The sequence below is a fragment of the Actinomadura kijaniata genome, assembly GCF_014138665.1.
GTDB lineage: Bacteria > Actinomycetota > Actinomycetes > Streptosporangiales > Streptosporangiaceae > Spirillospora > Spirillospora kijaniata.
Window position 1 is genome coordinate 430,490 of record NZ_JACJIA010000002.1, and the last position, 25,968, is coordinate 456,457.

The following is a 25,968-nucleotide window of genomic DNA, read 5'->3' on the forward strand; positions in this document are numbered from 1 at the left end:
TGAGGCACTCCATGCGAACGCGGCCGCTCACCAGGGCCGCACTCCCCGCGGCGATGACGGCGCTGGGCCTCACGCTGGTCGCGTGCGGCCAGAACGGCTCCGTCGCGCAGGACAGGACGGCGGCGCCCGCCGCGGCCAAGGTGAAGGACCCGCTGGTGGCGACCTACGACGGCGGCCTGTACGTCCTCGACGCCACGACGCTCAAGGTCGTCCAGACCATCCCCCTCGCCGGGTTCAACCGCGTCAACCCGGCCGGGAACGGCCGCCACGTCATGGTCTCCACCGCCACCGGGTTCCGGGTGCTGGACGCCGTCGGCGCCCAGCTCACCAAGGACGAGTTCGCCGCGCCCAAGCCGGGTCACGTCGTCCACCACGCGGGGAAGACCGTGCTGTTCTCCGACGGGGCCGGGAAGGCGATCGTCTTCGACCCCCGCGGCCTCGGGAACGGGCTGCCGCAGGCGACCACCCACACCACCCGGCACCCGCACCACGGCGTGGCGATCGCGCTGGCCAACGGCGAGCTGGTGGTGACGCACGGCACCGAGGAGAAGCGCACCGGAATCCAGGTCCTCGACAAGGGCGGCAAGGAGGTGGCCCGCAGCGAGGACTGCCCCGGCGTGCACGGCGAGGCCACCGCCAAGGACGAGGCCGTGCTGATCGGCTGCGAGAACGGCGCGCTGCTCTACCGGAACGGAAAGATCACGAAGGTCAAGGCGCCCGACGGGTACGGGCGCATCGGCAACCAGGCCGGGCACGAGGAGTCCCCGATCGTCCTCGGCGACTACAAGACCGACCGCGACGCCGAGCTGGAACGCCCCGAGCGGATCTCCCTGATCGACACCCGGACCGGCGGCCTCAGGCTGGTCGACCTCGGGACCAGCTACACCTTCCGGTCGCTGGGCCGCGGCCCGCACGGGGAGGCGCTGGTGCTGGGCACCGACGGGGCGCTCCACGTCATCGACCCCGAGCGCGGCCGGGTCACCGGGAAGATCAAGGTCATGGGCGCCTGGCGGGAGCCGCTGGAGTGGCAGCAGCCCCGGCCCACCCTGCACGTGCGCGACCACACCGCCTACGTCACCGACCCCGGCGGCCGGAAGGTGCACGCCGTCGACATCGAGGCGGGGAAGGTGACGACCACCGCCGAGCTGCCCCAGGCCCCCAACGAGCTCACCGGCGTCTGAGCCCCCGTCCGCCGGGGGCAGGAGGGGAGTTGATGATGACCGTCGTCTTCGGCAGGGCCTCCCTCGCCGGAGGAGGCCGCGTGGGCGCGTCCCGTGGCCGGTGACGCCGACGCGCTGCGGGCGCGCGGCGTCCCGGCCACGCCGCGGCGGCTGGCGGTGCTGGCGGCGCTGGCCCGGCAGGACGGGCCGCGCAGCGCGCTCGCGCTGCACTCCGCCCTGTGCGCCGACGGCGCCGACATCAGCCTGACCACCGTCTACCGCGCGCTCGCCACCCTGGCCCGGGCCGGTCTGGTGCACGCCGTGGACCACGGGACCGAGACCGTCTACCTGGCCTGCGGCGACGAGCGGCACGTCCATCTGGTGTGCCGCGTCTGCGGGCTGGTGGCGGAGGCCGAGCCGGTGCGGCTGCGGGGCCGATCCGCCGGACGGCCGGAGACCCGCGCCTTCCTGATCGAGGAGGTCCACGGCGTGTGCGGCCCCTGCCGCACCGCCCCGCGGACGTGACCCCGCCCCCTGACGCCGCCGACCCTCCGGTCACCGGCCTCGACCCGACCCGAGAAGGAGCACCCGACCATGACGAAGGACGCGGCCACCGGCGAGGCGGGCCGGGCCGAACGCGGCGAGGGCTATGCCGTCAACGCCCCCTACTACGACCTGATCCTGCCCCGCGACCACTGGGACTCCCTGGCCGGCGCGCTGCGCACGCTGCTGCCGCAGGCGCGCTCGGTCGCCGAGGTCGGCGCGGGGACCGGCCACTTCACCGAGGCGATGCTGGGCTTCCTGCCCGCCGACGCCGAGATCTTCGCGATCGAGCCGACCCGCGTCATGCGGGCCGCGCTGGTCACCCGGCTGGCGCGCCTGCCCGGCGCGCGGCGGCGCGTGACCGTCCTGGACCAGGACGCCCTGACCGCCCAGCCGCCCGTTCCCCTCGACGCGGTCGTGCTGCTCAACCTGGTCATGCACTTCGCACCGGATGAGCGCCCCCGGCTGTGGCACCGGTGGGCCCAGCGGCTGCGGCCGGGCGGCGTGCTGGTGGTCGAGACCCAGTACCCGCAAAAGGCCGAGCCGGTGCCGTCCACCACGGTCCCCGGCCGGGTTCTGGGCCGCCGCCGCTATGAGACGGTGACGCGGGCCGACGTGGTGGGCGACGACGTGGTCCGGTGGGTGAACGCCTACCGGACCTGGGAGGGTGACCGGCTCGTCGGCGAGGAGGTCGCCGAGTTCGACTGCCATGTCGTCTCTGACGAGAGGCTGGCCGGGGAGCTGGCGGCGGCCGGCCTGACGGCCGTGCCGGACGCGCCCGCCGGCGTGCACGCCTGGCGGCGCTAGGCGCCGGCCGGCGTCCGGTTCTGGCGGGCGGTCACGATCAGCCGCTTCCGGTCGGACCCCTTGGGGTGGCAGGTGATCAGGGTGATCATGCTCTCGACGGCCCGCCGCCGGGGGTGGAAGGGCACCGGGGCCAGGGCCGACCAGGCGTTCGCCGGGCCGATCCGGACGGCGGTGACCGAGTAGTCGCGGGAACGCCCCCCGGAGCGCACGGTGATCCGGTCCCCGCGGCGGAGGCGGTCCAGGTCCGCGAACGGCGCGCGGCCGGTCGTGCGGTGGCCCAGGAAGACCGCGTTGCCGACCTGTCCCGGCATCTGCGTGCCCGGGTAGTGCCCGACGCCGCGCCACAGGGTCCGGCGGTCGACGCCCTCCCTGGCCTTCACCGACAGCCCGATCCTGGGGATCCTCATGTGCGCCACCACGAACGCGTTCGAGTCGGTCCGGGTCGCGTCGACCCGCGCCGGAGACCAGACCACTCCCGTCGCGAACCCGGCGAGCACCGCCGCGGCCACCAGACGACGCCGTCGAATCACGATCCACCCCACCATCCGCCGAACGACCGGTCGTTTCCTGACAAGGGAGAAGGGACGAGACACCCGAGGGCGGCAGGATCGCTGTCTGCCGCCCTCTCCCGCGGGTGCTGTCGTCGAGCGGGAGGCGAAGGTCGTCCGCCCGTCCCGCTCCGGTACCGCTACGGCGCCGGAACGCGCGCCGGGAAAACGCCTTACAGGATCTCCTCGCCGCCGACCTTCATGCCGGGAAGGCCGTTGATCGGCAGGCGCGGACGGCCGGCGGGCTCACGGCCGGGGGCGGCCTCCTCGGGCACCGGCACGCCGATGCGCTTGGCCAGGGAGCGCAGCAGCTCCGCGGGCTTCATCATCGCCTCCTCCTCGCCCCCGCGCAGGGCCATGCGCCGGGTCGAGGGCAGCGCCGCGCCGGCGCGCTCCCTCACCCCGAGCTTGCCGAGCAGCCGGCCCTTGGCGCTGCCGAGCAGCCGGCCCTTGGCATTGGCGACCAGCCGGTCCTTGGTCTTGGTGACCAGCTTGTCGACCTGCATGCCCTTGGCAGGGGTCGGCAGGGCCCGCGTGGTGTCCGCGGTGCTCTGCGTCGTGGACTCCAGCCGCCTGGTCGAGGGCAGCGGGGACCGCTTGGTCGAGGGCAGCGGGGCCTTGACCGCCGACAGCGGGGCCTTGACCGCGGACTGCTTGGCCTTGGGCGCCGGCTTCGGGGCCTTGACCTGGGACTGCTGGACCTTGGGCGCGGGCGGCTTGGCCTTGAGCGCGGGCTGCGGGGCCTTGGGCGCGGGCTGCGGCGCCTTGGTCAGGGGCAGCGGCGGCGAGCTGACCTCGGAGCCGGACGGCCCCCAGGGCCGCGGAGCGCCGATGGTGGAGTTGGTGACGGTCGCGGCCCCCTTGCAGACGGCCTTGGCGGTGCCCACCACGGCCGCGGCGTTGCCGCACACGTTCACCGGCGCCGAGACCGGGGCGTAGGCCTGGTTGCCGCCCAGGACGCTGACCTTGCCCGAGGTCTTCATGCCGTCGCCGACGCCCTCGTTGTCGACGTGGGAGCTGCCCTTGCAGAGCGCCGAGGCGGTGCCCACCACGGCCGCGGCGTTGCCGCACACGTTCACCGGAGCCGAGACCGGGGCGTAGGCCTGGTTGCCGCCCAGGACGCTGTACTTGCCCGAGGTCTTCATGCCGTCGCCGACGCCGTGGTTGGTCACCGTGGCCGAGCCGTGGCAGGCGGCCTTGACCGCGGCGGCGATCCCCAGGGAGTTGCCGCACACGTTGATCGGCGCCGAGATCGGGGCGCGCAGCTGGTTGCCGCCGCCCACCGAGAGCTTGCCCGAGCTCTTCATGCCGTCGCCGTGGCCGACGTTGGTGACGTGGGTGCTCCCCAGCGTGCTGGAGTTGGCGCTCCCCAGCACCCCGGCGGAGTTGCCACTGATGTTCACCGGCGCCGAGACCGGCGCGTTGAGCTGGTTGCCGCCCAGCACGCTGAGGTTGCCGTTGGTGATGTCGGCGGCGGCGAGCGACGCGGTCGTGGAGCCGATCACGACGGCCCCGGCGGCCACGAGGGCCGCCCTGCTGGTGTGCTTGACCCACATGTGCACGATGTGCTCCTGGTTCTGTGGATGGATTGGTTGGATCGTCCGGACGGGGAGGTGCTCTCCTCGGTCGGGACGGTCACCGCAGCGCGGCTGCGGTATCACGGGAAGGTCGAAAGGTCCGGCGGCCACGGGACGAGCGGGCCGCGGAAGGCTGACAGGGCCCGGCGAAGGCGGGCGTCAGCGGGTCGTCAGTCGGGGACGACCAGCGGGATGCGCGGGTTGACCAGGCCGATCAGCGAGGCCAGGTAACCGGCGGACACCCCGGCGAAGGAGCGGGGCATCAGCGGGGCGTCGGGCGGCGTGCTGGCCGCCCAGCCCGTGCCGAGGTCCGCCTGCGCCAGCGCACCGCGCGGGTGGGCGGGCGCGACGGGGTCGTGCCGCACGGGCGACATGGGCTCCGAGCATTCCGGAGGAGCGCAGTGCTCCCCGGCGGCGTCCCGGACGGCGTGCCCGAAGGCGAGCGCGTGCGAAGGACGTTCCCGCATGCCGTCGCCCCGCACCGGCGTCCCGGTCACCGACCGCGACATCACCGGCCCGTCGTCCGGCGCCGCCGGCACGACGGTCGCCGTTCCGGCGGCGGGGAACGCGGTGCGGGCCGAGCCCGGCGCGCCTGAGCCGAGCCCCGTCACGGGCCAGACGGGAAGGAGCGCGGGCCGGACGGTCGCCGGCGGCGCGGCCTTCTGACGGCCCTGCGCGTCGAGCAGGACCAGGCCCGGAGGCAGGCTCCGCGTGACCTTCCCGACGGAACGGTCCAGGCCACGGGCCGGGGCGACCATGCGGGCCGCCCGCGTGACGACGACGCCGTCGACCCGCCGGGTGGTGGCGATGACGTGCTCCACCCGGGTCAGCGCCGCGGTGGGACGCGGCCCGGCGGACGCGCCGCGGGACACGTTCACCTGGGCGACCCGCTGCGCGCTCGCTCCGGGGGCTCCCGTCGCGGGCGAGGACGGCACGGGATCCTGCGCCGCCCGCGCGCCGGGCTGGTCCAGGGAGACCACCAGCAGCCAGCCCGCCATGACGCCGACGGCCACGAACGCGAGGCGGGCGAAGAGGTGGACCGCGGCGCGACGAAACCGCCCCGGAGGCCGCCCGGCCTCCAAGGAAGTGTCCGTCGACGCCATTTTCCCGCTCCCCTATCCCGCTGCCGTTCGGGCGGCCGTCCGTCACCCCGTTCTCATAGGGACCGGTCGAACCGTAGCACCCGGTCCGAGAAGATCAATCAAATGCGGGTGACCGGCGTGTCCCGTATCCGACTTCGGCACTTCGGGCGCCGGACCGCGCCGACCATAAAGAGGCGCCACCGGCGTGCGCGAACACGCGGTCGCGACCGTCCACAACCATTCCTACCCAGGGACCTCCGGCACTGTCCGGGGGCTTGGGCGCGTCTTTCCGATCCCTCGGCCCGCGCCTTGCCTCGACCGACCCGCCCCACCTCCTCGATTGGCCCCTCATGGCCGACTCACAGCACGTTCCTGGCCTCCCGGCCCGCCGCACGGGACACCAAAATCCGTTAACGCCGGGTTTGGCACGACAACGCACAAAAGGGGTCACCAGCAATCAACAATTTCTAGGCAAAATGCGTTTGCGGGACGAGCGTTCCGCCAAAAGATCGGATGCGATTGGCGTGCTGGCTCAGGCCGCATGGGTCGGTTGGAGTTAGTTCTGCTGTGTTCTCTTCACGAATGGAGACGAAATGTTCAAGCGACTGGCCGCCGTAACCCTCATCGGCGGAGCTGCTTTCTCGACGGTCACTGCCGCACCGGCCGTCGCCGAGGAGCGTGCGGAAAACATCCAGATCATCGCGATCCAGACCTGCCGTAGCGTCGACATCGCGGGCCTCGGCGCCGCGATCCACAACATCCTCGGCACCACCTACGAGCACGGCCCCTGCATCAACGGCTCGTTCGCGGACCGCTGACCCGGCGGGTCCCCGCACGATCCAGGGGGGTGGCATCCATGGTGATGCCACCCCCCTGTGCCGTCCCGGGACGCGGGTGAAAAGGCTGAGGGGCGTGCGCGACGGCCGGATGCCGCGCACGCCCCTCGCGTCCGTCGCCCGTCAGACGGTGACGGGCTTGGGGACGGCGGTGTCACGGGTCCCGGCGTGCAGGGCGATGTGCCGCGCGACGCGGCGGGCGCAGAAGTCCGCGCCGTGGACGAAGCGCATCACCGGGCCGAAGCTCGCCGCCGCGCTCAGCCCCGTGAAGTACAGGCCCGGCACCGACGCCTGGAAGTTCGCGTCCAGCCGCGGCGACCCCGCGACCCGCCGCAGCCGCTGGCGCAGGTCCGGGGACAGGACGGTGACGCGGTCCAGCTGGGGGCGGTAGCCGGTGGCCGCGATCACGTGGTCGGCCGAGTGGATCTGCGGGCCGTTGGGACCGAGCGTCGACACCATGACCTTGCCGTCGGCCTCGGTGGCGCCGGACAGGTGCTGGTGCAGGTTGACGGTCACGCGCTCGTCCATGCGGTCCCGCAGCCACCAGGAGCCCGCCGGTCCGAGGGTGGTGCGCACCAGCTCCAGCCGGGCGCCCTGCGGGAGCAGCCGGGTGACCTGGGGCGCCTCGGACCAGACCCAGGTCCGCCAGCCCCGGCCCAGGCCGGAGTGGGGTCCGCGCAGCAGCGTGTCGAGCCGCGAGGAGGACTGCCGCGGCGGCGCGTTCCAGGCCAGCCGGGGCGTGCGGGCGACCAGGCGGGGCCGCGCCCCGGCGTCGGCCAGCAGCACGGCGGTCTCGATCGCCGACTGCCCGGCGCCCACGACGATGACGTCCCGGTCGGCGAAGACGCCGAGGTCGCGGTGCTCGGAGGCGTGGGTCAGCGCCCGCGGCGACAGGTGCGAGACGACGTCGGGGGTGTGGGCGAAGGCGCCGACCCCGATGGCGACGACCACGGTGCGGGCCCGGACCACCTCCTCGGTCGCCAGCGTGACCCGGTAGCCTCCCTCGTCCTGCGCCACGTTCGTGACCAGGGTCTCCTCGGGGCCGGGGGCGAGGTGCTCGGCGAACCAGCGCCCGTAGGACGTGAACATGTCCAGCGGGATGGGCCGGCCCATCGTGTCCCACTCGGAGTGACGGTCGAGGAAGGACCGTCCCGGGTGGGGCGAGCCGAGGCTGGAGGCGAACGGTTCGGATTTCAGGAACATGCCCACCGGCATCCGGTTGTCCCAGAAGTGCATGGGAGTGCCGATGATCCGCGTCCGCAGGCCGAGGGCCTGGGCGTGGGCGGCGACCGACAGTCCGTAGGGACCTGCGCCGACGACCAGAACGTCGATCATGGACTGAGTCAAGGCTGATGCTCCAATCAGAGATGCGCGGCGTCGGTGTGCGAGGGCGGCCACCCGTGGGATGTCGCGGGCTGGTTGCCGGGCGATTTTCCGGTGGCGCGGACGCCTGTCGGCTCTGTCCTATCGGGGACGGCGAACCCGGCGCCCCAGTTTGGAGGTGGCCGCGACGATGTTTTGCCAGGCCAAGGGCAACAGCGGCATCAGATCGTCGGCGGCCAGCCAGGCGAGCTCGTCGGCCTGCCGCAACCGGCCGGGAAGGGTGGCGCAGCGGACCGGGCGGACGACGGCGTTCTGCAGGTAGTGGTTCTCGACCAGCAGGGTGCGCCCGTAGGCGGGCCGGATCGGCGGCACGGGCCGTCCGGACAGGTGGAGGTGCTGGACGCGCGCGATGTCCAGCCCCTGGAGGTCGTGGAACAGCCGGAACTGGGCGCCCAGCCGGGGGTTGAAGTCCACCAGGTGGTAGGTCCGGGTGTCCCGGTCGTAGCGGAAGTCCAGGTCGACGACGCCGCGGTAGCCCAGCTGCTTGACCAGCGCGCACGCGTGCTCTTCGAGCTCGGGGTTGGCGACCCACTGCCCGACGACGGTGTGGCCGTTCTTGGCGGGGCGCGCGAGCAGCTTGCGCCCGGCGCCGCCGAACAGGCAGGTCGAGGACTCGTCGAAGTACCCCTGGTAGAACCAGTCGTCGCCGTCGCCGCCGACGATCCGTTGCAGCACGACGGGTCCCGCGAGCGTCAGGGCGGCGGTCCCGTTCTCCCCGCCCAGCCGCAGCGCCTGGGAGCGGTCGCCGACGACCAGGGTGCTGGGGCAGCCGACGGGGAGCTGCCACGGGCGCGCCCACTTGGCGATGAGGGGCAGCCCGAGCCGGTCGATGGCCTCGTCGATCTCGCGGAGGTCGCCCGCGACGCGGCTCGGCGGGTGGGCGATGTCGTGGCGGCGGCACAGGTCGGTCAGCTCCGCCTTGTCGGCGACCCGGCGGGGGAGGTCGGGCGGCGGGGCGGGGAGGACGAAGTCGTCCTGGAGCAGGGGGGCGTGGGCGGCGGCGAACAGCGCGCTGGCGTCGTCGACCGTCACCAGCATCGCGCGCCGGCCGATGTCGCGGGCGACGGACCGCAGGTGCGCCAGGAGCTTCCCGGGGGCGTCGGACTCCACGCACCAGGGCTGCCCCCGGTGGAGGTGGCGGGACCACGCGGTGGGGTTGGCGCGCGTCTCCAGCAGGGCGTGGACCTCGACGCCGGCGCGGCCGAGGGAGCGCGCCGCTCCCAGCGTCCCGTGGTGCAGGGGATAACGCCGTGTGCGCAGGATCAGCACCGGAAGGTCGACGTCGAGTTCTAGCTGCGCGGAACGACGGGAAGCCACAGAACGCCCAACCACCTTCACTCGGGTTTGAACAAACCTTGGATCAGTTATGAGAAAAGAAGATCTTCGAGGTTGTTGTGTAGATCATGTTCGCCGGTCACGGACGCGGGAACACCCTATACATGGGGACCGGCGATATCCACTGCACCGTTCGGCGGTTTCTCGCCGGGCTAAGGCATGCGGCCTGTCGCCGAGCAGCGAGAACAGCCTGCGCAGGCGCTATGATAGCGACCTGTCTGATCACGGCCAGCGCCTTTTCTTATCGCTTTCAGGAAAATCGAGAAATGGTTCCCCTGGGGGCATTCCTCGGTTCCGGGAGCGAGGGCGTGCGGCGCATCGACGCGTTCCAGCGCTGGCTGGACTCACCGGTGCGGGTGGGGCACACCTACCTGCCCGGCGAGGACTGGTCGGGCATCGAGGGGCCGGCGTACATCCTGGAGCCCTGGGCGCGGTGGCGGAGGGCCGACCCGGACCGGCTGCTGGTGCTGAACGTGCCCATGCTCGCGGCCAACGAGGACGGCCAGCCCGACCACCAGGTGGCCTCGCTGCTGCGCGCCGGCGCCGCGGGCGGCTTCGACTCCCACTTCCAGCGGCTGTCGGCGCGGCTGGTGCAGGAGGGCATCGGCGACACGATCATCGTGCTGGGCTGGGAGATGAACGGCGCCACCTACACCAGCCGGTGCCGGCCGGACCCCGAGGCGTGGAAGGCGTACTGGAGGCGCATCGTGCAGGCCATGCGCTCGGTCCCGGGGGCGCGGTTCCGTTTCGATTTCGCGGCGACGCGCGGGATCGACGCCATCCCCTGGGACGCCTGCTATCCGGGCGACGACGTGGTGGACATCATCGGTTCCGACGCATATGACCAGCCCGCGGGTCGCGACTTCCACTACTACATCAACGAGCCCTATGGCCTGAAATACCACGCCGAATTCGCCGCCGCCCGGAACAAACCCCTCTCATTCCCCGAGTGGGGCCTGTTCCACAACGGCGACAATCCCGCTTACATCGAGGGCATGCATTCGTGGATCACTTCCCACAACGTGGTCTACCAAACCATTACCGACTACTGCCCGCACGGCGTGTGGAGCTGCTCGCGCAACCCCGCGTCCACCGACGCCTACCGCAGGCTGTTCGGCGGCAGGGGGTTCCCGGGGACGCCCTCGTCCCCTCCGGCGACCGCGGCGGGCTGCGCGAGCGGCACCGCCGCACCGCCCGTCCCGCCCTCGCAGCCCTCTCCCTCCCAGCTCGCCCCCTCGCCGGTCCCGTCCCCCGAGCCCAGGCCGGATCCCGGGACGCCCGCGCCGGCGACGCCACCGGACACGCCGCCTCCCCCGGCCGAGACCCCGGCGGCCTCCGCCGCGGGCGCCCCGCCCTCCGCGGAGCCCGCCCCGGCGCCGACCCCGGTCGGCGCCCCGACGGGGCATCCCGCCGAGAGCCCCGCCACTCCGGCGCCGTCCGCGGCGCCCTCCCCGACGCCGCCGGCCACGCTCCTGGTCACCTCGGCCAGCAGCGACAGCGTCGCCTCGACGTCGAACGCGCCCGACGCCTCCGCGGCGGCGGCGCCCTCGGCGTCGGCGAGCCCCGGGTCCGCCAGCCTCGCCGCCACCGCCCCGGCCAGCCCGGCCGGGTCCGCCACCGGGACGAGCGCGCCGGCGCCGGACGGCACCGCCTCGACCAGCCCCGGGATCGCCGAGGCCACCACGCTCCTCCCGACCGCCATCGCCTCCAGCGCCACCAGCGGCAGCCCCTCCCAGCGGGAGGGCAGCACCACCACGTCGGACGCCGCCAGCCACCGGCGGGGGTCGGAGACCCCGGGCGCGAACAGCACGCCCGGACCGGCCTGCGAACGCAGCTGATCGTGGGCGTCGCCGTCGCCGACCAGGGCCAGCCACGCCCGGGGGCAGCGGGCCCGGACCGCGGGCCACGCCCGCAGCAGCACGTCCTGGCCCTTCTGCCGGGTGAGCCGGCCCACGCAGACCGCCAGCCGCGCGTCGGGGGGCAGGCCCAGGGCGGCGCGGGCCTCGCGGCGCCCCTCGGGCGGGCACGGCCGGAACCTGCCGAGGTCCACGCCGTTGCGCACGAGGTGGAACGTGCCGTGGATCCCGGCGCGGCGCCCCTCCTGGAGCTCGCCGCTCCCCACGCAGACCACCGTGTCGGCGCGCGCGGCGGACCGGCGCTCCCACCACCGGCTCAGCGACCGCTGCGCCCCGGTGGCGGCCAGCCACGACCAGCCGTGCGGCTGGAAGACGACGCCGCGCCCGGCGGCCACCCCCGGCAGCCGCCCGGCCAGCCCGGCCTTGGCGGAGTGCAGATGGACCACGCGCGGATCGAAGCGGTCGATGATCCGGCGCAGCCGCCACGCCTCCCCGAGCAGGTGCGGCCCCGGGGACCGGCGCGCGGGCCAGGGGAACGACGCCACCTCCAGCTCGCGCAGCCGGGCGGCCAGCGGGCCGTCCGGCGGGCAGGCCACCGCCACCCGCCATCCGCGGCGCGCCTGGTCGTGGGCGGCCTGGGCGACGTAGGCGGCCACCCCGCCGTGGTCGGGCTGGCTGACGTGCAGGACCGCGAGGTCCGGCGGCCGTTCAGGCATCCGCGGCTCCCCCGCCGTTGGCGGCGACGACGCGCCGCTGCTTGAACGCGCGCAGCCGGGCGTGCCCGTGGGCGCCGGCGGCGTAGAGCCCGCCGACCGCCGACCGGCACAGGATCACCCGGTGGTTGCGGGTGGGGGTCGGCTGCCACTTCCACTTGTACTCCTCCTGCCCGCGCAGGAGGCTCAGCCGCGGCACGCCCAGGTCGTGCGCCAGTTGCAGGTCGTACCGCAGCAGCATCAGCGACACGTCCATGCCCGAGCGCAGGGCCGGGTCGCTGCCGTACAGGTAGGCCCCGACGAAGTCGCGCCCGATCAGCAGCAGGTCGCTGGCCACCAGCTCCTCGCCGCGCCGGTACCGCACGATCGCGGCCTGCCCGTCGCGGATCATCGCCGTGGACGCCTCGGCCAGCATGTCCCGGAAGCGGGCGCGGGTGTGCTCGGGGTTGACGCCCCGCCCCCGCCACTGGCCCAGGTGCAGCTCCAGCAGGTCGCCGACGGCCTCGGCGGCGGCGTCCGGCGGCACCCGTGTGACGTCCAGCCGGTGGGAGTCGATCCGGCGCAGCCGGGTCCGCAGCTTGCCCGCGGGGCGGCCGCGGAACCGCGCCAGGAAGGCGTCCGTGTCGCCGGCGGGCAGGTGCAGGCAGACCGAGGAGGGCATGCGGCGCACGTCGCGGGGCCAGCGCCGGGCCAGCAGGTCGACCGCGGCCCCCGGCGGGACCTCGGGGAAGTCGAGGGCGTGCCATCCGGGCCGGTCCAGCAGCGCCCGGACCAGGTGGTCGACGGCCTCGTCGGCGTAGCGGTCGTCCACCAGCACGTCGGTGAAGTCGCTCTGGCCCGCCGACAGCGGTCTCCAGACCGGGCGGCGCCAGTTCGACGAGGCCGCCAGCGGCGCGGCCGCCACCAGCTCGTCGTCCCGCCACACCAGGACCAGGCGGAGGTGGCCCGGCCGCCCGTAGTGGCGCCACCACGCCGTCACCCAGCCGAAGGACTGGAAGGGGGTGGCGGTCGCGCTGCGGCCGTAGAGGTCGCGCCACCGCTCCTCGATCTGCGGGAGCGCCTCGTCGTCGCTGCGGACCTGCGTCGTCCAGGTGACGGGGGGCGTGTGCCGGAGGCCGGTGCTCATCGCCTCACCTCGGCGGGTTCCGCGTCGGCGCCGGACCCGTCGACGGAGGCCGGGAGGGGGCCGCCGGTGGCGGGGGACGGGACGGCGCGGTCACCGGAGGACGCGCGCCCGGCGGAACCGGTCACGCGGGCGCGCTGGCGGATCGCGATCTGCGCCATCCCCGCCAGCAGGACGCCGGAGGCGCCGCCGACGGCGACGGTCACCGGAACGCTCGGGGAGGACGGCTCCGTCGGGGCGATGGCCTGGCTCATCGTCGCCACCCGCACGCCGGTGTCGTGCCGGTGCGCGCCTCCGTACCGCACCAGCGCGTCGGCGGCGGCGTTGGCCAGCGTGACGGCCTCGCTGGCCGTGTCCGCCGAGCCGCTGATCTGGACCAGGGGGACGTCGGGAGAGGTGGACACCTGGATGCCGGACCGGATCTGGTCGGTGGTCGTCCCGCGCGGGAGCGGGCTCGCCCAGGCCAGGGTCGAGGGCAGGGCGGCCACCCGCCCGTAGGCCTGGGCGAAGTTCACCGCCGTCGCTCCGCCGTCCTCGCTCTCCGCCACCACGACGACATGGGCCGTGGCGGTGTAGGTGGGGGGCTTGAGCAGGCCGTAGGCCGCCCCCGCCAGCAGACCGGCGAGCACGATCCCCACCATGCGGCCGACGTCCCGGCCGAGGAACCGTCGGAGGGCCCGGAGGCAGTGCCTGAGAAGCTGCATGAGTGACCTTTCAACGTGTGGGACGCGGCGACGACGCCCGGGGCGCTGCGGCCGTGGACGGAGCGGCGATCGCGCGGTACAGACGGGTCATCCGGTCGGCGACGGCGTCGATGGAGTAGCGGTCGACCGCGGCGGGCGGCGCCAGGCGCCCCGGCGGGCGGCGGGCGAGCCGCCCGATGGCCTCCCCGTAGGCGTCGGGGCCGCTGGGCACCCGGTGGGCGCCGGCGGCGTGGTCGGCGGGCAGGTCCTGGAGCGCGGGGCAGGCGGTGTAGAGCACGGGAAGGCCGCTGGCCAGCGCCTCCAGGACGCTGAGCCCGAAGGTCTCCTGCACCGAGGGGGCGGCGAAGACGTCCAGCGCCGCCAGCGCCCCGGGGACGTCGTCGGTGCCGCCCGCGAACAGGACGCGGGAGGCCGCCGGCGACCGCGCGGCCAGGCGCTCCAGCTCCCGCCGCCGGGGGCCGTCGCCCACGACGACCAGCCTGGCCGCGGCGGTGTGCTCCAGGGCGGCGATGAGCACCTCGGTGCGTTTGGTCGGCACCAGGCGGCCCACGGTGCCCACGACGAAGTCGTGCTCGTCCAGCCCCCAGCGGCGGCGGGTGCGCGCGCGCAGCAGCGGGTCGAAGCGGAACGCGTCCGCGTCGATGCCGTTGGGGATGGTCACCACGCGCGCGGGGGGAACGCCCCAGTCGTCGAGGCGCTCCGCCACGGTGGGGGAGACCGCCACCGTGACCTGCCCCAGGCGTTCGCCGGCCCGGTACAGCAGCCGCACGGCGGGGCCGGTGGCGCGTCCTTCGAGATGCCCCTCGCCCAGCGAGTGCTCGGTGGCGACGACGCCGCGCACCCCGGCCAGCCGCGCCGCCAGCCGCCCGAAAACGCCGGCCCGGTACAGATGGGTGTGGACGATGTCGAACCGCCCCTGGCGGATCAGGCGGACCAGCGCCGGCAGCGCGGTCAGGTCGCGGTTGCCGCGCATGGCGAGCCGGTGCACCGGGATCCCGAGGGACTCGATGGGGTCGGCCAGGGTGTAGGGGCCGGTCAGCACGGCGACCTCGCACGGCACCGGCAGGCGGCGCAGCAGCGCGAGGAGCTGGCGCTCGGCCCCGCCGTGCCCCAGGCCGGTGATGACGTGCAGCACGCGCGGTGTCATATCCGCGTCCTCCAGCGCAGCCGGTGCCGCAGCGCCTTGGCGGTCAGCCGCAGGCGGTGGTCGCGTTCCCCGACGTAGGTCCGCGCCAGCGCGTGGCGGCACGGGTGCTCGTCCCAGATCGCGCATCCGTAGTCGTAGCCGGCCTTCTCGACGGCCTCCGCCTCGCGCGCGGTCAGGACGCCGTAGGGGTAGGCGAAGCCGCGCACCGGCCGGTCGACCATCCGTTCCAGGGCGTCGCGGCTGCCGTGCAGCTCCTCGTGCAGCTCGCTCTCGGTGAGGTCGGGCAGCCGGCGGTGCCGCAGGCCGTGGGAGGCGACCTCCATGCCGACGTCGGCGACGGCCCGCAGCTGCTGGTGGTCCATCAGGGGCTTGCGCGGCCCGTCGTCCCACTCGTTCCGCCCGGCGACGTGCCCGGCGACCATGAAGACCGTCGCGGTGAAGCCGTACCGCACCAGGAGCGGCGTGACGCGGGTGGCGAAGTCGGCGTACCCGTCGTCGAAGGTCAGCGCCACCAGTCCGCGGGCGGACCCGGCGGCCTGGGCGTCCAGGAGCTCCCGCACGCTCACCCCGCGCAGCCCGCGCGCCTGCAACCACCGCATCTGCCGGTCGAACCGGTCGGGGGACACCGTGATCAGATGCGGGTCGTGCTCGTAGGTGTCGACCGAGTGGTACATCAGCACGAACGGCATGGTGGCGATGCCGACGGTCATCACACTCTCCTCGCTTGGGAGTCGCGCGCCTTGCGGAAGCGGAGCGCCGCACGGCAGCAGCGAGCGAACATCGAACGGCTCGACGGATCGCCGGCCGCCAGGACCAGCCCGAACGCCGTCACGAGCACCACGGCGCCGACGGCGAGCTTCACCAGGGGGAACACCGAGGGGGCCAGCACGGCGGCGACCGCGGCGGCCAGCGCCCCGGCGGCGAGCGCGGCCAGCGCCGCGCGGGCCAGGTCGGCGCCGATCCGCCCGAGCGGGATCGGGACCACCCGCCTGCCGACCTGGCGCAGCAGGAGCAGCGCGGTCAGCGTGATGCCCGCGGCGTTGCCCGCGGCGAGCGCCGGGGTCCCGGCCGTGGCGGCCAGCAGGACCGCGACCGTCCAGGTCAGCCCGAGGCCCGCCGCCATGGCCAGGGCGGGCGACCACATCGGCCGGGCCTGGGCGAAGAACACCCGGGCCAGCACGCCGAGCGCCGCCTGCCCCCACAGCCCCAGCGCGTAGATCCGCAGCACGTCGGCGGTGCGGGCGGTGTCGTCGGCGTCGAAGTGCCCGTGCTGGAACAGGAACCGCACCGTGGGCTCGGCGAACGCGACCAGGAAGGCGACGGCGCACAGCACCACGCAGCTGACGGCCTTCAGGTCCGTCTGGACGCGGTGGCGGATCTGCGCGGTGTCGCGGTGGGCGGAGGCGCGCGCGAGGCGGGGGAAGGTCACCGTCACCAGCAGCAGCGACAGGACCATGGGCACCTGCGCGATCTTCTGGGCGTAGTTGAGGTGGGAGATCGCCCCGGCGGGCAGGCTGGACGCGAAGAACCGCTCGACCAGCACCTGCCCCTGCCTGGTCAGGGTGTAGACGACGATGGGGACGAGCGCGGCCGTCGCCAGCGTTCCGGGCTGGAGCCGGGGGGCGCCGGCGGGGGCGTCGGGGGACGCGGAGGCCGTCGCGTCGGGCGCGGCCTCGTCCGGGTGCGGCCTGGCGCGCAGGCGGCGGTAGAAGGCCGGTGCCTGCACCAGGATCATGAGGACGCCGCCCGCGGCGACCCCGGCGGCGGCGCTGACGATCCCCAGACCGTCGGCCAGGAGCGTGATGGAGGCGAGGATCCCCAGGTTGTAGGCCAGGTAGATGGCGGCCGGGGGGCCGAAGCAGTGGTGGGCCCGCAGGGTGGCGTTCATGAACCCGGCGATCCCGAAGGTGAGGATGGTCACCGCGGTCAGCCGCACGCACGTCACGGCGGGACCGTGCGCCGCGATGCCGGGGGCCAGCAGGTCGACCAGGAGGGGCGCGGCGGCGACGGCGGCGACGGCCGCGAGGGACAGCACCAGGGCCAGCCTCGGCAGCACGAGGGACACCAGGGGACGCACGCCGTGCGGCTGTTGCAGGGCGCGGGTGACGGCCGGGACCATCGCCAGCGCCATCGCGTCCTCGATCAGCAGCGGGGACACCGACTCGGGGATGCTCCAGGCGACGAGGAAGGCGTCGGTGCTGCTGCTGGCGCCGAACCGGTGGGCGATCAGCAGGTCCCGGGCGAACCCCAGCACGGTGCCCGTGCCGATCAGCGCCGCCGACAGCAGCGCGGCGCGGCCCGCGGAGTTGCCGGCCCGGGGGCGGGTGGCGGTCACGCTCACCGGCGCGGGCGGGGGATCGGGCCGGGGCCGCCGGCGGGGGCGAGGCGGGGCGGGCGCCGGGGCGTCCGGTCCGGGGCGAAGGTGTGGAAGGCCGCGTTCACCGCCAGTCCCAGCATGACCGCGAACAGGACGCTGGTGGGTCCCCCCAGGTCGGAGTAGAGGAAGTTCACCATGATGCTGACGGTGAAGCCCGCGCCGACCAGCCAGCGCGGGTCGTCCGGGCGGGGGCGCGCCCCGAGGGCGCTCGCCAGCCCCACCAGCAGCCCCAGCAGGGCGGTGACGCCGACGACGCCCTGCTCGGCCAGGACCAGCAGGTACTGGTTGTGCGGCGACAGCAGGGGCTGCCGCTGGTAGCCGTGGACCGGGTCGGCGGTCTCCCCGGCGAACGACACCGCGAGGGAGCTGTGGGCGTCGCGGTACCCGGCGAAGTTCTTCACCCCCACGCCGGTCAGGGGACGGTCCTGCCAGATGGCCACCGCGGACTGCCACAGCCCGTAGCGGTCGCTGACCGACTGGTCGGGCTGGTCGACGGAGGCGACCACCGACCGGGCGCGCTCGGCCAGCGTCGCCGAGCCCACCCCCAGCCCGCCGACCACGATGATCAGCGCGGCGGTGACCAGCAGAACCGTGCGCAGCGCCAGCCGCAGGCTGACACAGACCATGATCGTCAGTACGCCGATCCCCACCGCGATCCAGCTGCCCCGGCTCAGCGACAGCAGTAGGCCGGCGGCGAGCACGCCGAGGACCGCCCACGCCGCGACGCGCGCGGCGCCCCGGGCGAGCAGGGCCACCGCGACCACCACGAACGCCGCGAACCCCGCGACGGTCGCCATCCCCATGACGTCGGTGGCGCCGAACGTCCCCACCGCCCGCACGTCGCGGCCCGCGTAGGAGGCGCCGGTCCCGGTGGCCGCCTGCCAGATGCCGTAGCCGGCCTCGCCGACCCCCACCACCGCCACCGCCGCGGCCGTCACGGCGAAGTCCCGGCGGTCGCGCACCAGCAGCGTCACCGCCAGCGGCACCAGGACGAAGATCTGCAACACCCGCAGGTAACCGGGGAGGCTGTCGAGCGGATGGGGCGAGCAGGCCGTGGACAGGGCGGCCGCGCACGCGACCGCCCCCAGCAGCGCCATCGCCGTCCCGGACGGCCGCGTCCGGCCGGTGACCGCCAGCGCGGCGGCCACCGCCACCAGGCCGACGCTGGCCAGGTCGCTGACGGTGGCCTGCACGCCGTCCGCGGAGCTGGCCGTGCCGGGAGGGATCGCGACGCACAGGACCGTGGCGGCGATCAGCCAGCTCGCGCGGGGGGCCGTCCCGCCTCCGCCGCTCCCGGCGCCCGGAGCGGGCGGGGCGGGCGGGGCGGGTCGGGGGGTGCCGGGACCGGGGCCGGTCCCGGTGAGGTGGGGGGCGGTCATCGCTGCCGCCCGCACATGGCCAGCGCGGTCCAGACCAGGACCTTCAGGTCCCGGGCGAAGCTCCAGTTCTCGATGTAGTAGTTGTCGAAGCGGGCCCGCTGCTCGATGGAGGTGTCGCCGCGCAGCCCGTGGATCTGGGCCCATCCGGTGACGCCGACCGGGACGCGGTGGCGCCGGCTGTAGCCGGGGTGGGAGGCGCTGAACCGCTCGACGAAGTAGGGCCGTTCGGGGCGGGGGCCGACCAGGCTCATGTCGCCGCGGATGACGTTCCACAGCTGGGGCAGCTCGTCCAGCGAGGTGCCCCGCAGGAACCGGCCGACCGGTCCCATGCGGACGTCGCCCTCGACCGACCAGCGGGTGTCGGACTCGTGGGCGCTGTCGGGCTGGAGGGTGCGGAACTTCAGCAGGACGAACTCCCGGCCGCCGGCGCCGAGGCGCCGCTGCCGGAAGAGCACCCCGGGTCCGCCCTCGGCCCGCACGGCCACGGCGCACACCGCCATCACCGGCCACAGCACCGCCAGGAGCAGGAGCGCGGCCAGCAGGTCGAAGGCCCGTTTGACGCGCCGCACGTGGCGGGCGCGGTGGAGGGTGTTGAGCGGCAGGCAGGGCAGTCCGGCCAGGTGGTCGAGGCCGTCGCCGGGGGGCAGCGGGGATCCGAGGCTCGGGAACAGGAGGGTCTCGACGGAGCCCTGCGAGGCCGCGGCCAGGACCTCGGGCGCCTGCTGGTGGGGGATGTCGTCGGCGACGAGCACCAGGACGTCGGCGGCGGCCGCCGCGGCGAGGGGGACGCACCGCGTCCCGTCGCCGAGGACCGGCACCGGGGGGCAGCCCGGGACGGGGTCGGGCGGGGTGGAGCCGAAGACCAGCTGGCCGATGGGGGTCACCCCGAACTCGGGGTGTTCGAGCAGCGCGCCGGCCACGTGCGCGGTCGCCGTGCCGCCGCCGACCAGCAGGGCGCGGCGCTGGTAAGTCCGCCGGCGCCGGTAGGAGCGGACCAGACCGACCAGGAGGGCGTGCCCGCTCACCGCGAGCACCGCGCAGACGCCCAGGGCGAGGAAGGCGACCGGCGCCTGCGACGTGCTCGCCAGCGGCGCGCCGGTCAGGAGCGCGCCGAACACGACCAGGGCGCACAGCCTCCGCACCAGGGGGACCGCCGTGTCCACCAGGCTCAGCGCCCGGCGCGCCCGGTACCGGCCGGTGAGCGCCTGCACGCCGACCACCGCGGACGCCGTCAGGCCCGCGTGCGCCACCGAGCGCGTCAGCAGCCACGAGGCCGCGAAGACCGCCGCGGCGTCGGCGCCCGCGCCGCCCGCGGCGTGGCCCGCGACCAGGACCGCCCGAACACGCCGCGCCCGCGTCGGCGGCAGGTCGTCGGCGTGGACAGCCCCCGTCGCCCCGTCGGCGGGAAGAGACGAGCCGCCGCTTCCCTGCGGAATTGTCGGCGCACTCAATCCCTGGGCTGCCATTTCGGTGTCCTTCCCACGGTTGAACAACCGCAGCGCTCCACGTGGAGTGGCCAGGCGGCTGCACGGGCGCTTCGCAATCATCCCGCCGTTTCGACTTGATCTGGACAATGCTGGAAAACGCACCAAATCAACGAGGCGGTTAACGTCCACCAGCATGACAGACCGACCGGGGTCGGCTCATTCTTTTTAACGAACGACGAGTCAGTTTTGGGTAAGTAGAAAACCTTTCTCGCGTTTCCTTGGAAGGTATGATGCACATCCCCCGGTAAGGGAGGGCAACATCCACCCAAACTTGCCGAAGGCGAAGTTCGGCGACCCCCGGGCGGCCGGGTTACTGCAATTCCAAAAAAATCTTCAAGAGTCGCAATCACGGCGTGGCCGAGGTCGTTTCGGGAATGCTGCATCAGCGAAAATGATTCATGCGCCGACAGGCGTGATTTGCGTCTTGTCCGCAGAGAAGGAGAGGAAGAACCATGAAGGGTCTGGCCCGTACCGGCCTCCTGGCGTTGGTCGTCGGCGGCGCGCTGATGAGCGCGACTCCCGCGATGGCCCACGGAGACGACAACGACGAGTACCAGAGCAACTCTCAGATCCTCGGCGTCCAGACGTGCCGCGACGTCAACGTCGGCGTGATCGCCGTTGTGATCGACAACATCCTGGCCACCAACAAGGAGCACGGCCACTGCGCCAACGGCTCGGCCATCGACGACTAACACGTCGCGAGTACGGTCCACGTACTCGGAGGGGAGAGCCGGTTCCACCGGCTCTCCCCTTTCGTTTCCCCCTCACGCGGTGGGGCCGGGCGGGCTCAGCCCTCCCTCTTCGGCCCGTACAGCCGCAGGAGACCGAGGTAGTCCCCCCAGCCCAGGGTCGACGCGCCGGTGTCACACGCCTTGATCACCGGCGCCATGGTGAGCGCGGAGTGCGCCTTCCCGTCGGTGTGGCCGAGCCCGAGCAGGTGCAGGGCCTCGTGGGTCGCCGCCGACGCCAGGTCGTAGTGGTTGGCGGGGCAGCGGCCCTTGCTGACCCCCGAGAGCCACCACGGCCTCCCCTTCGCCCGGAGGAGGACGTCGCCCTCGACGGTGTGCCGCCACACCTGCCAGGCGCAGGACACGCCGAGCACCCACGGCTCGACGCCCCGCATCTCCCCGAGACCGATCACGCTCTGCCCGTCCCGGCGGGAGCAGGAGCCGTTCGCGCCGATATTGGGGCGGGCGTCCGACTTGCCGAGAAACTCCGCACGGATGTTGGGCGCGGGCGTGAACCTCTTCTCCGGCGTGCAGTCGGTCACGGCGTTCACCGCGTTCGAGACGCCCCGGACGATTTCCCGCGCGAAGTCGCCTTCGTCCAGTCCCCCCTGGCCGTCGAAGTAGTACTTCCACCTGATGGTGCTGGATCTGCGCCAGGACAGTTTGGTGGAGGCCCACGACGAGTCGTTGCACGCGTCGCGTTCGGCGAGCCGGTCACCGGGTTCCGGCGACTCCTCCTCCGGAGGCGTCCCGCTTTCGAGCAGAACGGCGTCCTCCGACGGGTCGTAACCGGCCCGGACGGCATCGGCGTCCCGCAGGCCGATCACGCGTGCCGAGACCCATCCGTTCTCGCGCGGCACGGTCATGGTGACGCCGCCGCCGATGTCGATTCCCTTTCCGCGCATATCGCACCGATCAACCGGTATCCGGCGCGGCAGCGCGTCGAGCTTGGCGGGCGTTCCCCCCTGCGGGCACCAGGACGGAACCGCCCGATGCGCCGGCTCCATCGCGTGCCCCGGAGGCCCGGCCCCCACCAGAACGGTCGCCGCCGAGGTGAGGGCGACGCCGAGGGAGCAGTACCGGTTTCTGTCTTCCATGGCTCTGTTCACTGGTTCCCGCCCGACTAGGACAATTGGACGACCACTTGTACGAGCCATGCTTTCTGGAATCGAACTTCGCTAAACACATTCCGGAGTAAAGATTGACCCTCTCCACGGAGTGCCACGGTTGCCCGATTACCTCCGCCGACCGGGTGAGCCCTTGTCAGCCACCCCGCCCGACATGAAGCGCGGCATTCCCGATCACCTTTATCCACGCCACCCTGAATCGAATGGGACGCCGGTCGGCCGGTCGTGGATGAAGCTTTCCGTCGGAAACGGAGAGATTGACGACGAGATGGGCCCGAAACCCCTTCTCGATTCCCTTTCCGTCCGCGAAGGCCAGGCGCATGCGCCGCCCCGCCGGGGCGGTGAACCACCTGGTGTCCTTCCTTCCCAGATGAACGGCGATGTCAACCCAGCGCCCCCGGCCGACGCCCCGGGAGCGGAAGAATTTCACGGTCCGGGCCGGATGGCTGACGAACTCCAGGATGTCGGGGTGGTCCGCATGCCATTCGAACAGGTCGACCTCGTTGTTCCCCCGCCGCCAGGTCCACATCCCCGGCCAGGAGCCCCTGCGGGCGCCGGGCAGCCGGACCCGGGCGACGACCAGGTCACCCTGCCGGACGGCGAAGCCCTTTCCGCCCGAGCCGCACGAGTCGCCGGTGGTGATCAGCCCGGTGCGCCACCGCCCGGCGCCGGCGGGGGTGGCGGTGATGTCGAGCGCCCCGCGCCGGACGCGCAGCGCGCGGCGGTCCAGCCGGTCCAGCTTGTAGCGGCCGGAATTGTGGAGGCAGTCGGAATACGCCGCGCTCTTCCATCCCCATCGCTTTCCCCGGCCGACCTCCAGGGAATTGAACCGCTCGTGGAAACGGACTCGACCCCGCCATTTGACGAGCGTCGCCGGGGCGCCGGGGCGGCGGTCCTCCGACAGGGCGTACGGCGACGGCGAGACGCTCGCTCCGGGTGTTTTCGGTGGCGTTCCCTCCACGCTCCGACGCGTCACGTCATCGGAGACACAACCTTTGGAGACGGCGAGCAGAGTGCCCGCGCCGGCCAGAATTCCCATCGCGCACCGAAAAGCGGTCTTCGACAATTACTCATCCTTCCGGCGCATCTGTTTCCGGGACCTGAACGTGGGGAGGCGAACGGACCCGCCGCGGTGCGGGGACCGAAACCACGGCGAGCCCTCCGGCGGGCGGTACTGACCGGTCGGGTCAGGCTAGCCCGGCGCGCCACTTCACCCCGGCACGGCGGAAGCGCATTGCCCTTCTTTTGGGAGAGGAATTCCACGAAAGGGGAAGTGGAACCGGACGTCCTTTTTCGGCGGCGCGGAGCCGCGGGCGGGCGCCGGCGGGTGGCCCCTGGGGGCTAGCACCGCCCGGTGAGGTTGGCCCTCTGGTGCCTGTCCGCCCGGCACCGGGGGTCAGCACAATGTGCTGCGCAACCAGCGACGAAGGGACACCATGCGGAAGATCGTCCTCACCTGCGCCGCCGCCGCGATCGCGATGGGCGTGACGGCTCCGGTCGCCGAGGCCGCGCCGAAGACGAAGGGGAACTGGAAGCTCACCGCGACCACGCCGAAGGGCGTCGGGTACGTCAAGGCGTCGGGCAAGTGGGAGTGGAAGAAGAAGACCAAGTCCACCAGGATCACCGGGACGGTGCGGAACACCCTGGTCCCCGACCCCAACGCCGCGTGGGTGGTCTTCCACCTCGACTCCCCCAAGGGCAAGCCCTGGAAGAAGAGCCGCTCGTCGCACGGCCCGGCGGCCAAGATCGACTACACCTTCAAGGACCCCAAGGGCACCCGGAAGGTCTACGCCAAGAAGTGCATCACGCTGACGCTCGAGGACAAGCCGTTCCAGAAGATCGTCTGCTCCAAGCTGGTCCGGATCAAGTAGGGGCCTGACCGCTCTCCCGCGCCGCGTCGGCGGATGGCCATCCCCCCGGCCGTCCGCCGACGCTCCGTTCGGGGATCGGAGCGGGTTCGCTTCCCCGGGAGGCGGGCGCCGGCCGCCGGCGGGGCAGCAGGAACACCAGGACCGCCGCGGTCACGGCGGCCGCGCAGGTGACCAGCGACGCCGCCGCCAGGGCTTCGCCCGCACGGGAGGGGGCGGTGAACGTCCCGAAGAACACGGCGCCGACGACCGCCACGCCCAGCGCGCCGCCGACCTGCTGGGCCGTGGACAGCACGCCGGAGGCGACGCCGGCGTCCCCGGGGGCGATCCGGCCCAGGACGGCGTTCAGCGCCGGGGTGATCAGCATTCCGCCGCCCGCGCTCTGCAGCACGAGGGTCGGGATCACCGCCGCCGGGGTGTAGTCCACGCCGCCGGACAGCAGGAGCGCCGTGGACGCGTAGCCGAGGGCCAGCACGATCGCGCCGATCTCCAGGACGCGGCGTCCGTGCACGGGGACCAGGCGTCCGGCCAGCAGGCTGAAGACGAAGAACGTGACGGCCGCGGGGGTGTACACCAGCCCGGCCTCCAGCGCCGACAGGCCCAGCCCGTCCTGGAGCGAGACCGACAGGACCAGGTAGTAGGACGTCACGGCGGTGTAGACGACCAGGACCAGGGGCACCCCGACGGAGAACGCCCTGGTCCGGAACAGCGCGATCCTGACCAGGGGGTCGCCGCCGCGGGCCGCGATCCGGCGTTCCAGGAGGACGAAGGCGGCCAGGAACGGGACGCTCGCGGCCAGGAGCGCCCAGGTCCACGCGGTCTCCTGGATCAGGGGGAACACCACCAGGAACAGCGCCGCGCTGAGCACCGTCACACCGCGCAGGTCGAGTCGGCGGGCGCGCGGCGCGGTGGACTCCGGCAGCCGGCGGGCCGCCAGCGCCATCGCGGCCAGGCCGATCGGCACGTTGATCCAGAACACCGACCGCCAGCCGGTGCCGAGCACGTCGGCCCCGATCAGCAGGCCGCCGACCAGCTGCCCCGCGATGCCGGCCGTTCCGAGCGCCACTCCGAGGGCGCCGAAGGCGCGGTGCCGGTCCCGTTCGGGGACCAGCACGGTGAGGAAGGCGTACACCTGCGGCAGCATGAGCGCCGCCCCCAGTCCCTGGGCGAGGCGGGCGGCGACGAGCAGGGCGGCGGTCTGCGCCAGCGCGCAGACGACCGAGGAGGCGGTGAACGCGCCCAGGCCGGCGAGGTAGGTTCGGCGGCGGCCGTACAGGTCGCCGAGGCGTCCCCCGGTGATGAGCAGCACCGCGTAGGTGAGCTGGTACCCGGCCAGGATCCACTGGAGCTGGCCGTCGCTCGCGCGCAGGTCGGCCTGGATCTCGGCCCCCGCGACGATGACGATGAACGAGTCGAGGGTCGCCATGAACGCCCCGACCAGCACGGTCGCGACCGGGCGGGTCACGGCCGCGCCCCCTCGGCGTCGAGCAGGCGGGCGAGCCCCTTGACGATCTCGGTGGCCAGCACCGCCTGCCCGGCGGCGGCGAAGTGGATGCCGTCCGCGCTCAGCAGGTCGGGGCGGTCGTTGACCGGGTGGTCCCACATGTCGACCAGGACCGCGCCGTACTCGGCGGCCAGCCCGCGGACGATGTCGTTGACCCGGCGCACCCGGTCGGTCCAGTCGGGGTAGCGCGGCACGACGAACGCCCTGCCCAGGGTGAACGTCGTGAGCTGCGCGCCGGTCCCGGCGGCGGCCTCGAAGAGCCGGGCCAGCTCGGCCTCGATGAGGGTGTGGTCGGGGTCGCGCCGGAACAGGTCGTTCGCCCCGCAGGGCACGTGGACCAGGTCGGGGCCGAACTCGACGAGCCGGTCCATCTGCGAGAGCAGCGTCCGGGAGGTCGTCGCGCCGATCTCGGCGGTGTTCAGGTAGGCCAGGTCGGGGTGCACCCGGCGCAGCACGTCGGCGACGCGGTCGGGCCAGCCCAGGCCGGCGTATCCGGGGCTCGGGTCCCCGGTCCCGGCCGACAGGCTGTCGCCGACGCTCGCGAAGCGCCGCCAGGGCGCGTGCGCGAGCAGGCCGGCGGCCGCGGCGGCGGGCAGGCAGTGGGGATCGGTCTCCTCGGTGAGGAAGGGGGTCGCTGTGGTCACCAACAAAACGTACGATCGTTCGTACGTATTTTTCAAGAGT

Annotated in this window: 24 protein-coding genes and 1 pseudogene; 7 read left to right on the plus strand and 18 right to left on the minus strand. The window is 73.6% G+C overall.

The window, feature by feature from the left end; translation table 11 throughout:
* Nucleotides 1-11: 11 nt before the first annotated feature.
* From aztD to HNR61_RS09230, 3 genes are all read left to right on the plus strand, one after another.
* Nucleotides 12-1,181: a zinc metallochaperone AztD gene (gene aztD / locus HNR61_RS09220; protein ID WP_220509143.1), complete on the plus strand. Its 1,170-nt coding sequence runs from the start codon at nt 12-14 to the stop codon at nt 1,179-1,181.
* Nucleotides 1,182-1,274: 93 nt separating this feature from the next.
* Nucleotides 1,275-1,685 (plus strand): Fur family transcriptional regulator, encoded by a 411-nt coding sequence (locus HNR61_RS09225; RefSeq protein WP_182842698.1) that lies wholly within the window; start codon nt 1,275-1,277, stop codon nt 1,683-1,685.
* Between the two features lie 69 nt (nt 1,686-1,754).
* Nucleotides 1,755-2,510, plus strand: a complete 756-nt coding sequence (locus tag HNR61_RS09230) for a class I SAM-dependent methyltransferase (protein ID WP_182842699.1) — start codon at nt 1,755-1,757, stop codon at nt 2,508-2,510.
* On the opposite strand, the gene HNR61_RS09235 is transcribed toward HNR61_RS09230, so the two are convergent.
* From HNR61_RS09235 to HNR61_RS09245, 3 genes are all read right to left on the minus strand, one after another.
* Nucleotides 2,507-3,040: a class E sortase gene (locus HNR61_RS09235; RefSeq protein ID WP_182842700.1), complete on the minus strand. Its 534-nt coding sequence runs from the start codon at nt 3,038-3,040 to the stop codon at nt 2,507-2,509. The two genes, HNR61_RS09230 and HNR61_RS09235, sit on opposite strands and share 4 nt — an antisense overlap.
* Nucleotides 3,041-3,231: 191 nt before the next feature.
* Nucleotides 3,232-4,614, minus strand: a complete 1,383-nt coding sequence (locus HNR61_RS09240; RefSeq protein WP_246442520.1) for a chaplin family protein — start codon at nt 4,612-4,614, stop codon at nt 3,232-3,234.
* A 191-nt stretch (nt 4,615-4,805) separates the two neighbouring features.
* On the minus strand, nt 4,806-5,738 hold the full coding sequence (locus HNR61_RS09245) for a hypothetical protein (protein WP_220509144.1): 933 nt from the start codon (nt 5,736-5,738) through the stop codon (nt 4,806-4,808).
* A 572-nt stretch (nt 5,739-6,310) separates the two neighbouring features.
* On the opposite strand from HNR61_RS09245, the gene HNR61_RS09250 reads away from it, so the two are divergent.
* The gene (locus HNR61_RS09250) at nt 6,311-6,535 is read left to right on the plus strand and encodes a hypothetical protein (RefSeq protein ID WP_182842703.1); all 225 of its coding nucleotides are present in this window, start codon (nt 6,311-6,313) and stop codon (nt 6,533-6,535) included.
* 141 nt (nt 6,536-6,676) lie between these two features.
* Here HNR61_RS09250 and HNR61_RS09255 read toward each other — a convergent pair whose 3' ends face one another.
* The 3 genes from HNR61_RS09255 to HNR61_RS47470 all read right to left on the minus strand — a co-directional run bounded on the left by HNR61_RS09255 (nt 6,677) and on the right by HNR61_RS47470 (nt 9,920).
* Complete coding sequence (locus tag HNR61_RS09255; protein ID WP_246442381.1) at nt 6,677-7,888, minus strand: NAD(P)-binding domain-containing protein; 1,212 nt, start codon at nt 7,886-7,888, stop codon at nt 6,677-6,679.
* 129 nt (nt 7,889-8,017) lie between these two features.
* Nucleotides 8,018-9,253: a carboxylate--amine ligase gene (locus HNR61_RS09260; RefSeq protein ID WP_182842705.1), complete on the minus strand. Its 1,236-nt coding sequence runs from the start codon at nt 9,251-9,253 to the stop codon at nt 8,018-8,020.
* Between the two features lie 385 nt (nt 9,254-9,638).
* A complete protein-coding gene (locus HNR61_RS47470) occupies nt 9,639-9,920 on the minus strand; it encodes a hypothetical protein (RefSeq protein ID WP_182842706.1) in 282 nt (93 codons plus the stop codon).
* On the opposite strand from HNR61_RS47470, the pseudogene HNR61_RS49090 reads away from it, so the two are divergent.
* Nucleotides 9,907-10,116 (plus strand): annotated as a pseudogene (locus HNR61_RS49090) (glycosyl hydrolase); the annotation flags it as partial. The gene HNR61_RS47470 and the pseudogene HNR61_RS49090 sit on opposite strands and share 14 nt — an antisense overlap.
* A 254-nt stretch (nt 10,117-10,370) precedes the next feature.
* On the opposite strand, the gene HNR61_RS09270 reads toward HNR61_RS49090, so the two are convergent.
* The 8 genes from HNR61_RS09270 to HNR61_RS09305 are packed head-to-tail and all read right to left on the minus strand — an operon-like array spanning nt 10,371 to nt 20,036.
* Nucleotides 10,371-11,843, minus strand: a complete 1,473-nt coding sequence (locus HNR61_RS09270) for a glycosyltransferase family 4 protein (protein ID WP_182842707.1) — start codon at nt 11,841-11,843, stop codon at nt 10,371-10,373.
* Complete coding sequence (locus HNR61_RS49095) at nt 11,836-12,966, minus strand: GNAT family N-acetyltransferase (RefSeq protein ID WP_182842708.1); 1,131 nt, start codon at nt 12,964-12,966, stop codon at nt 11,836-11,838. The genes HNR61_RS09270 and HNR61_RS49095 overlap by 8 nt, the downstream gene beginning before the upstream one ends.
* Nucleotides 12,963-13,667: a YveK family protein gene (locus HNR61_RS09280; protein WP_182842709.1), complete on the minus strand. Its 705-nt coding sequence runs from the start codon at nt 13,665-13,667 to the stop codon at nt 12,963-12,965. The genes HNR61_RS49095 and HNR61_RS09280 overlap by 4 nt, the downstream gene beginning before the upstream one ends.
* Before the next feature lie 10 nt (nt 13,668-13,677).
* Nucleotides 13,678-14,814: a glycosyltransferase gene (locus tag HNR61_RS09285; RefSeq protein WP_182842710.1), complete on the minus strand. Its 1,137-nt coding sequence runs from the start codon at nt 14,812-14,814 to the stop codon at nt 13,678-13,680.
* Nucleotides 14,811-15,524, minus strand: coding sequence for a polysaccharide deacetylase family protein (locus HNR61_RS09290; protein WP_246442383.1), 714 nt, complete (start codon nt 15,522-15,524; stop codon nt 14,811-14,813). Before HNR61_RS09290 ends, HNR61_RS09285 begins: the two co-directional genes overlap by 4 nt.
* Entirely contained in the window at nt 15,524-17,155 is a 1,632-nt protein-coding gene (locus tag HNR61_RS09295; protein ID WP_182842711.1) for a lipid II flippase MurJ, read from the minus strand. Before HNR61_RS09295 ends, HNR61_RS09290 begins: the two co-directional genes overlap by 1 nt.
* A complete protein-coding gene (locus HNR61_RS47485) occupies nt 17,152-18,570 on the minus strand; it encodes an O-antigen ligase family protein (RefSeq protein WP_182842712.1) in 1,419 nt (472 codons plus the stop codon). Before HNR61_RS47485 ends, HNR61_RS09295 begins: the two co-directional genes overlap by 4 nt.
* Nucleotides 18,567-20,036, minus strand: coding sequence for an exopolysaccharide biosynthesis polyprenyl glycosylphosphotransferase (locus tag HNR61_RS09305; protein WP_182842713.1), 1,470 nt, complete (start codon nt 20,034-20,036; stop codon nt 18,567-18,569). The genes HNR61_RS47485 and HNR61_RS09305 overlap by 4 nt, the downstream gene beginning before the upstream one ends.
* A 473-nt stretch (nt 20,037-20,509) precedes the next feature.
* Here HNR61_RS09305 and HNR61_RS09310 point away from each other — a divergent pair, with 473 nt between their 5' ends.
* On the plus strand, nt 20,510-20,749 hold the full coding sequence (locus HNR61_RS09310; RefSeq protein ID WP_067831990.1) for a hypothetical protein: 240 nt from the start codon (nt 20,510-20,512) through the stop codon (nt 20,747-20,749).
* A gap of 95 nt (nt 20,750-20,844) precedes the next feature.
* Here HNR61_RS09310 and HNR61_RS09315 read toward each other — a convergent pair whose 3' ends face one another.
* Both HNR61_RS09315 and HNR61_RS09320 read right to left on the minus strand, forming a co-directional pair.
* On the minus strand, nt 20,845-21,690 hold the full coding sequence (locus tag HNR61_RS09315) for a matrixin family metalloprotease (RefSeq protein WP_182842714.1): 846 nt from the start codon (nt 21,688-21,690) through the stop codon (nt 20,845-20,847).
* A gap of 358 nt (nt 21,691-22,048) precedes the next feature.
* Entirely contained in the window at nt 22,049-22,978 is a 930-nt protein-coding gene (locus HNR61_RS09320) for a hypothetical protein (RefSeq protein WP_182842715.1), read from the minus strand.
* A 370-nt stretch (nt 22,979-23,348) separates the two neighbouring features.
* Between HNR61_RS09320 and HNR61_RS09325 the strand changes: the two genes are divergently transcribed.
* A complete protein-coding gene (locus tag HNR61_RS09325) occupies nt 23,349-23,783 on the plus strand; it encodes a hypothetical protein (protein WP_182842716.1) in 435 nt (144 codons plus the stop codon).
* Here the strand turns inward: HNR61_RS09325 and HNR61_RS09330 are convergent.
* Together HNR61_RS09330 and HNR61_RS09335 are read right to left on the minus strand one after the other, a co-directional pair.
* Entirely contained in the window at nt 23,776-25,245 is a 1,470-nt protein-coding gene (locus tag HNR61_RS09330; RefSeq protein ID WP_220509145.1) for an MFS transporter, read from the minus strand. The genes HNR61_RS09325 and HNR61_RS09330 overlap by 8 nt on opposite strands.
* Nucleotides 25,242-25,928, minus strand: a complete 687-nt coding sequence (locus tag HNR61_RS09335; RefSeq protein WP_312897823.1) for an SGNH/GDSL hydrolase family protein — start codon at nt 25,926-25,928, stop codon at nt 25,242-25,244. Before HNR61_RS09335 ends, HNR61_RS09330 begins: the two co-directional genes overlap by 4 nt.
* Nucleotides 25,929-25,968 lie beyond the last annotated feature (40 nt).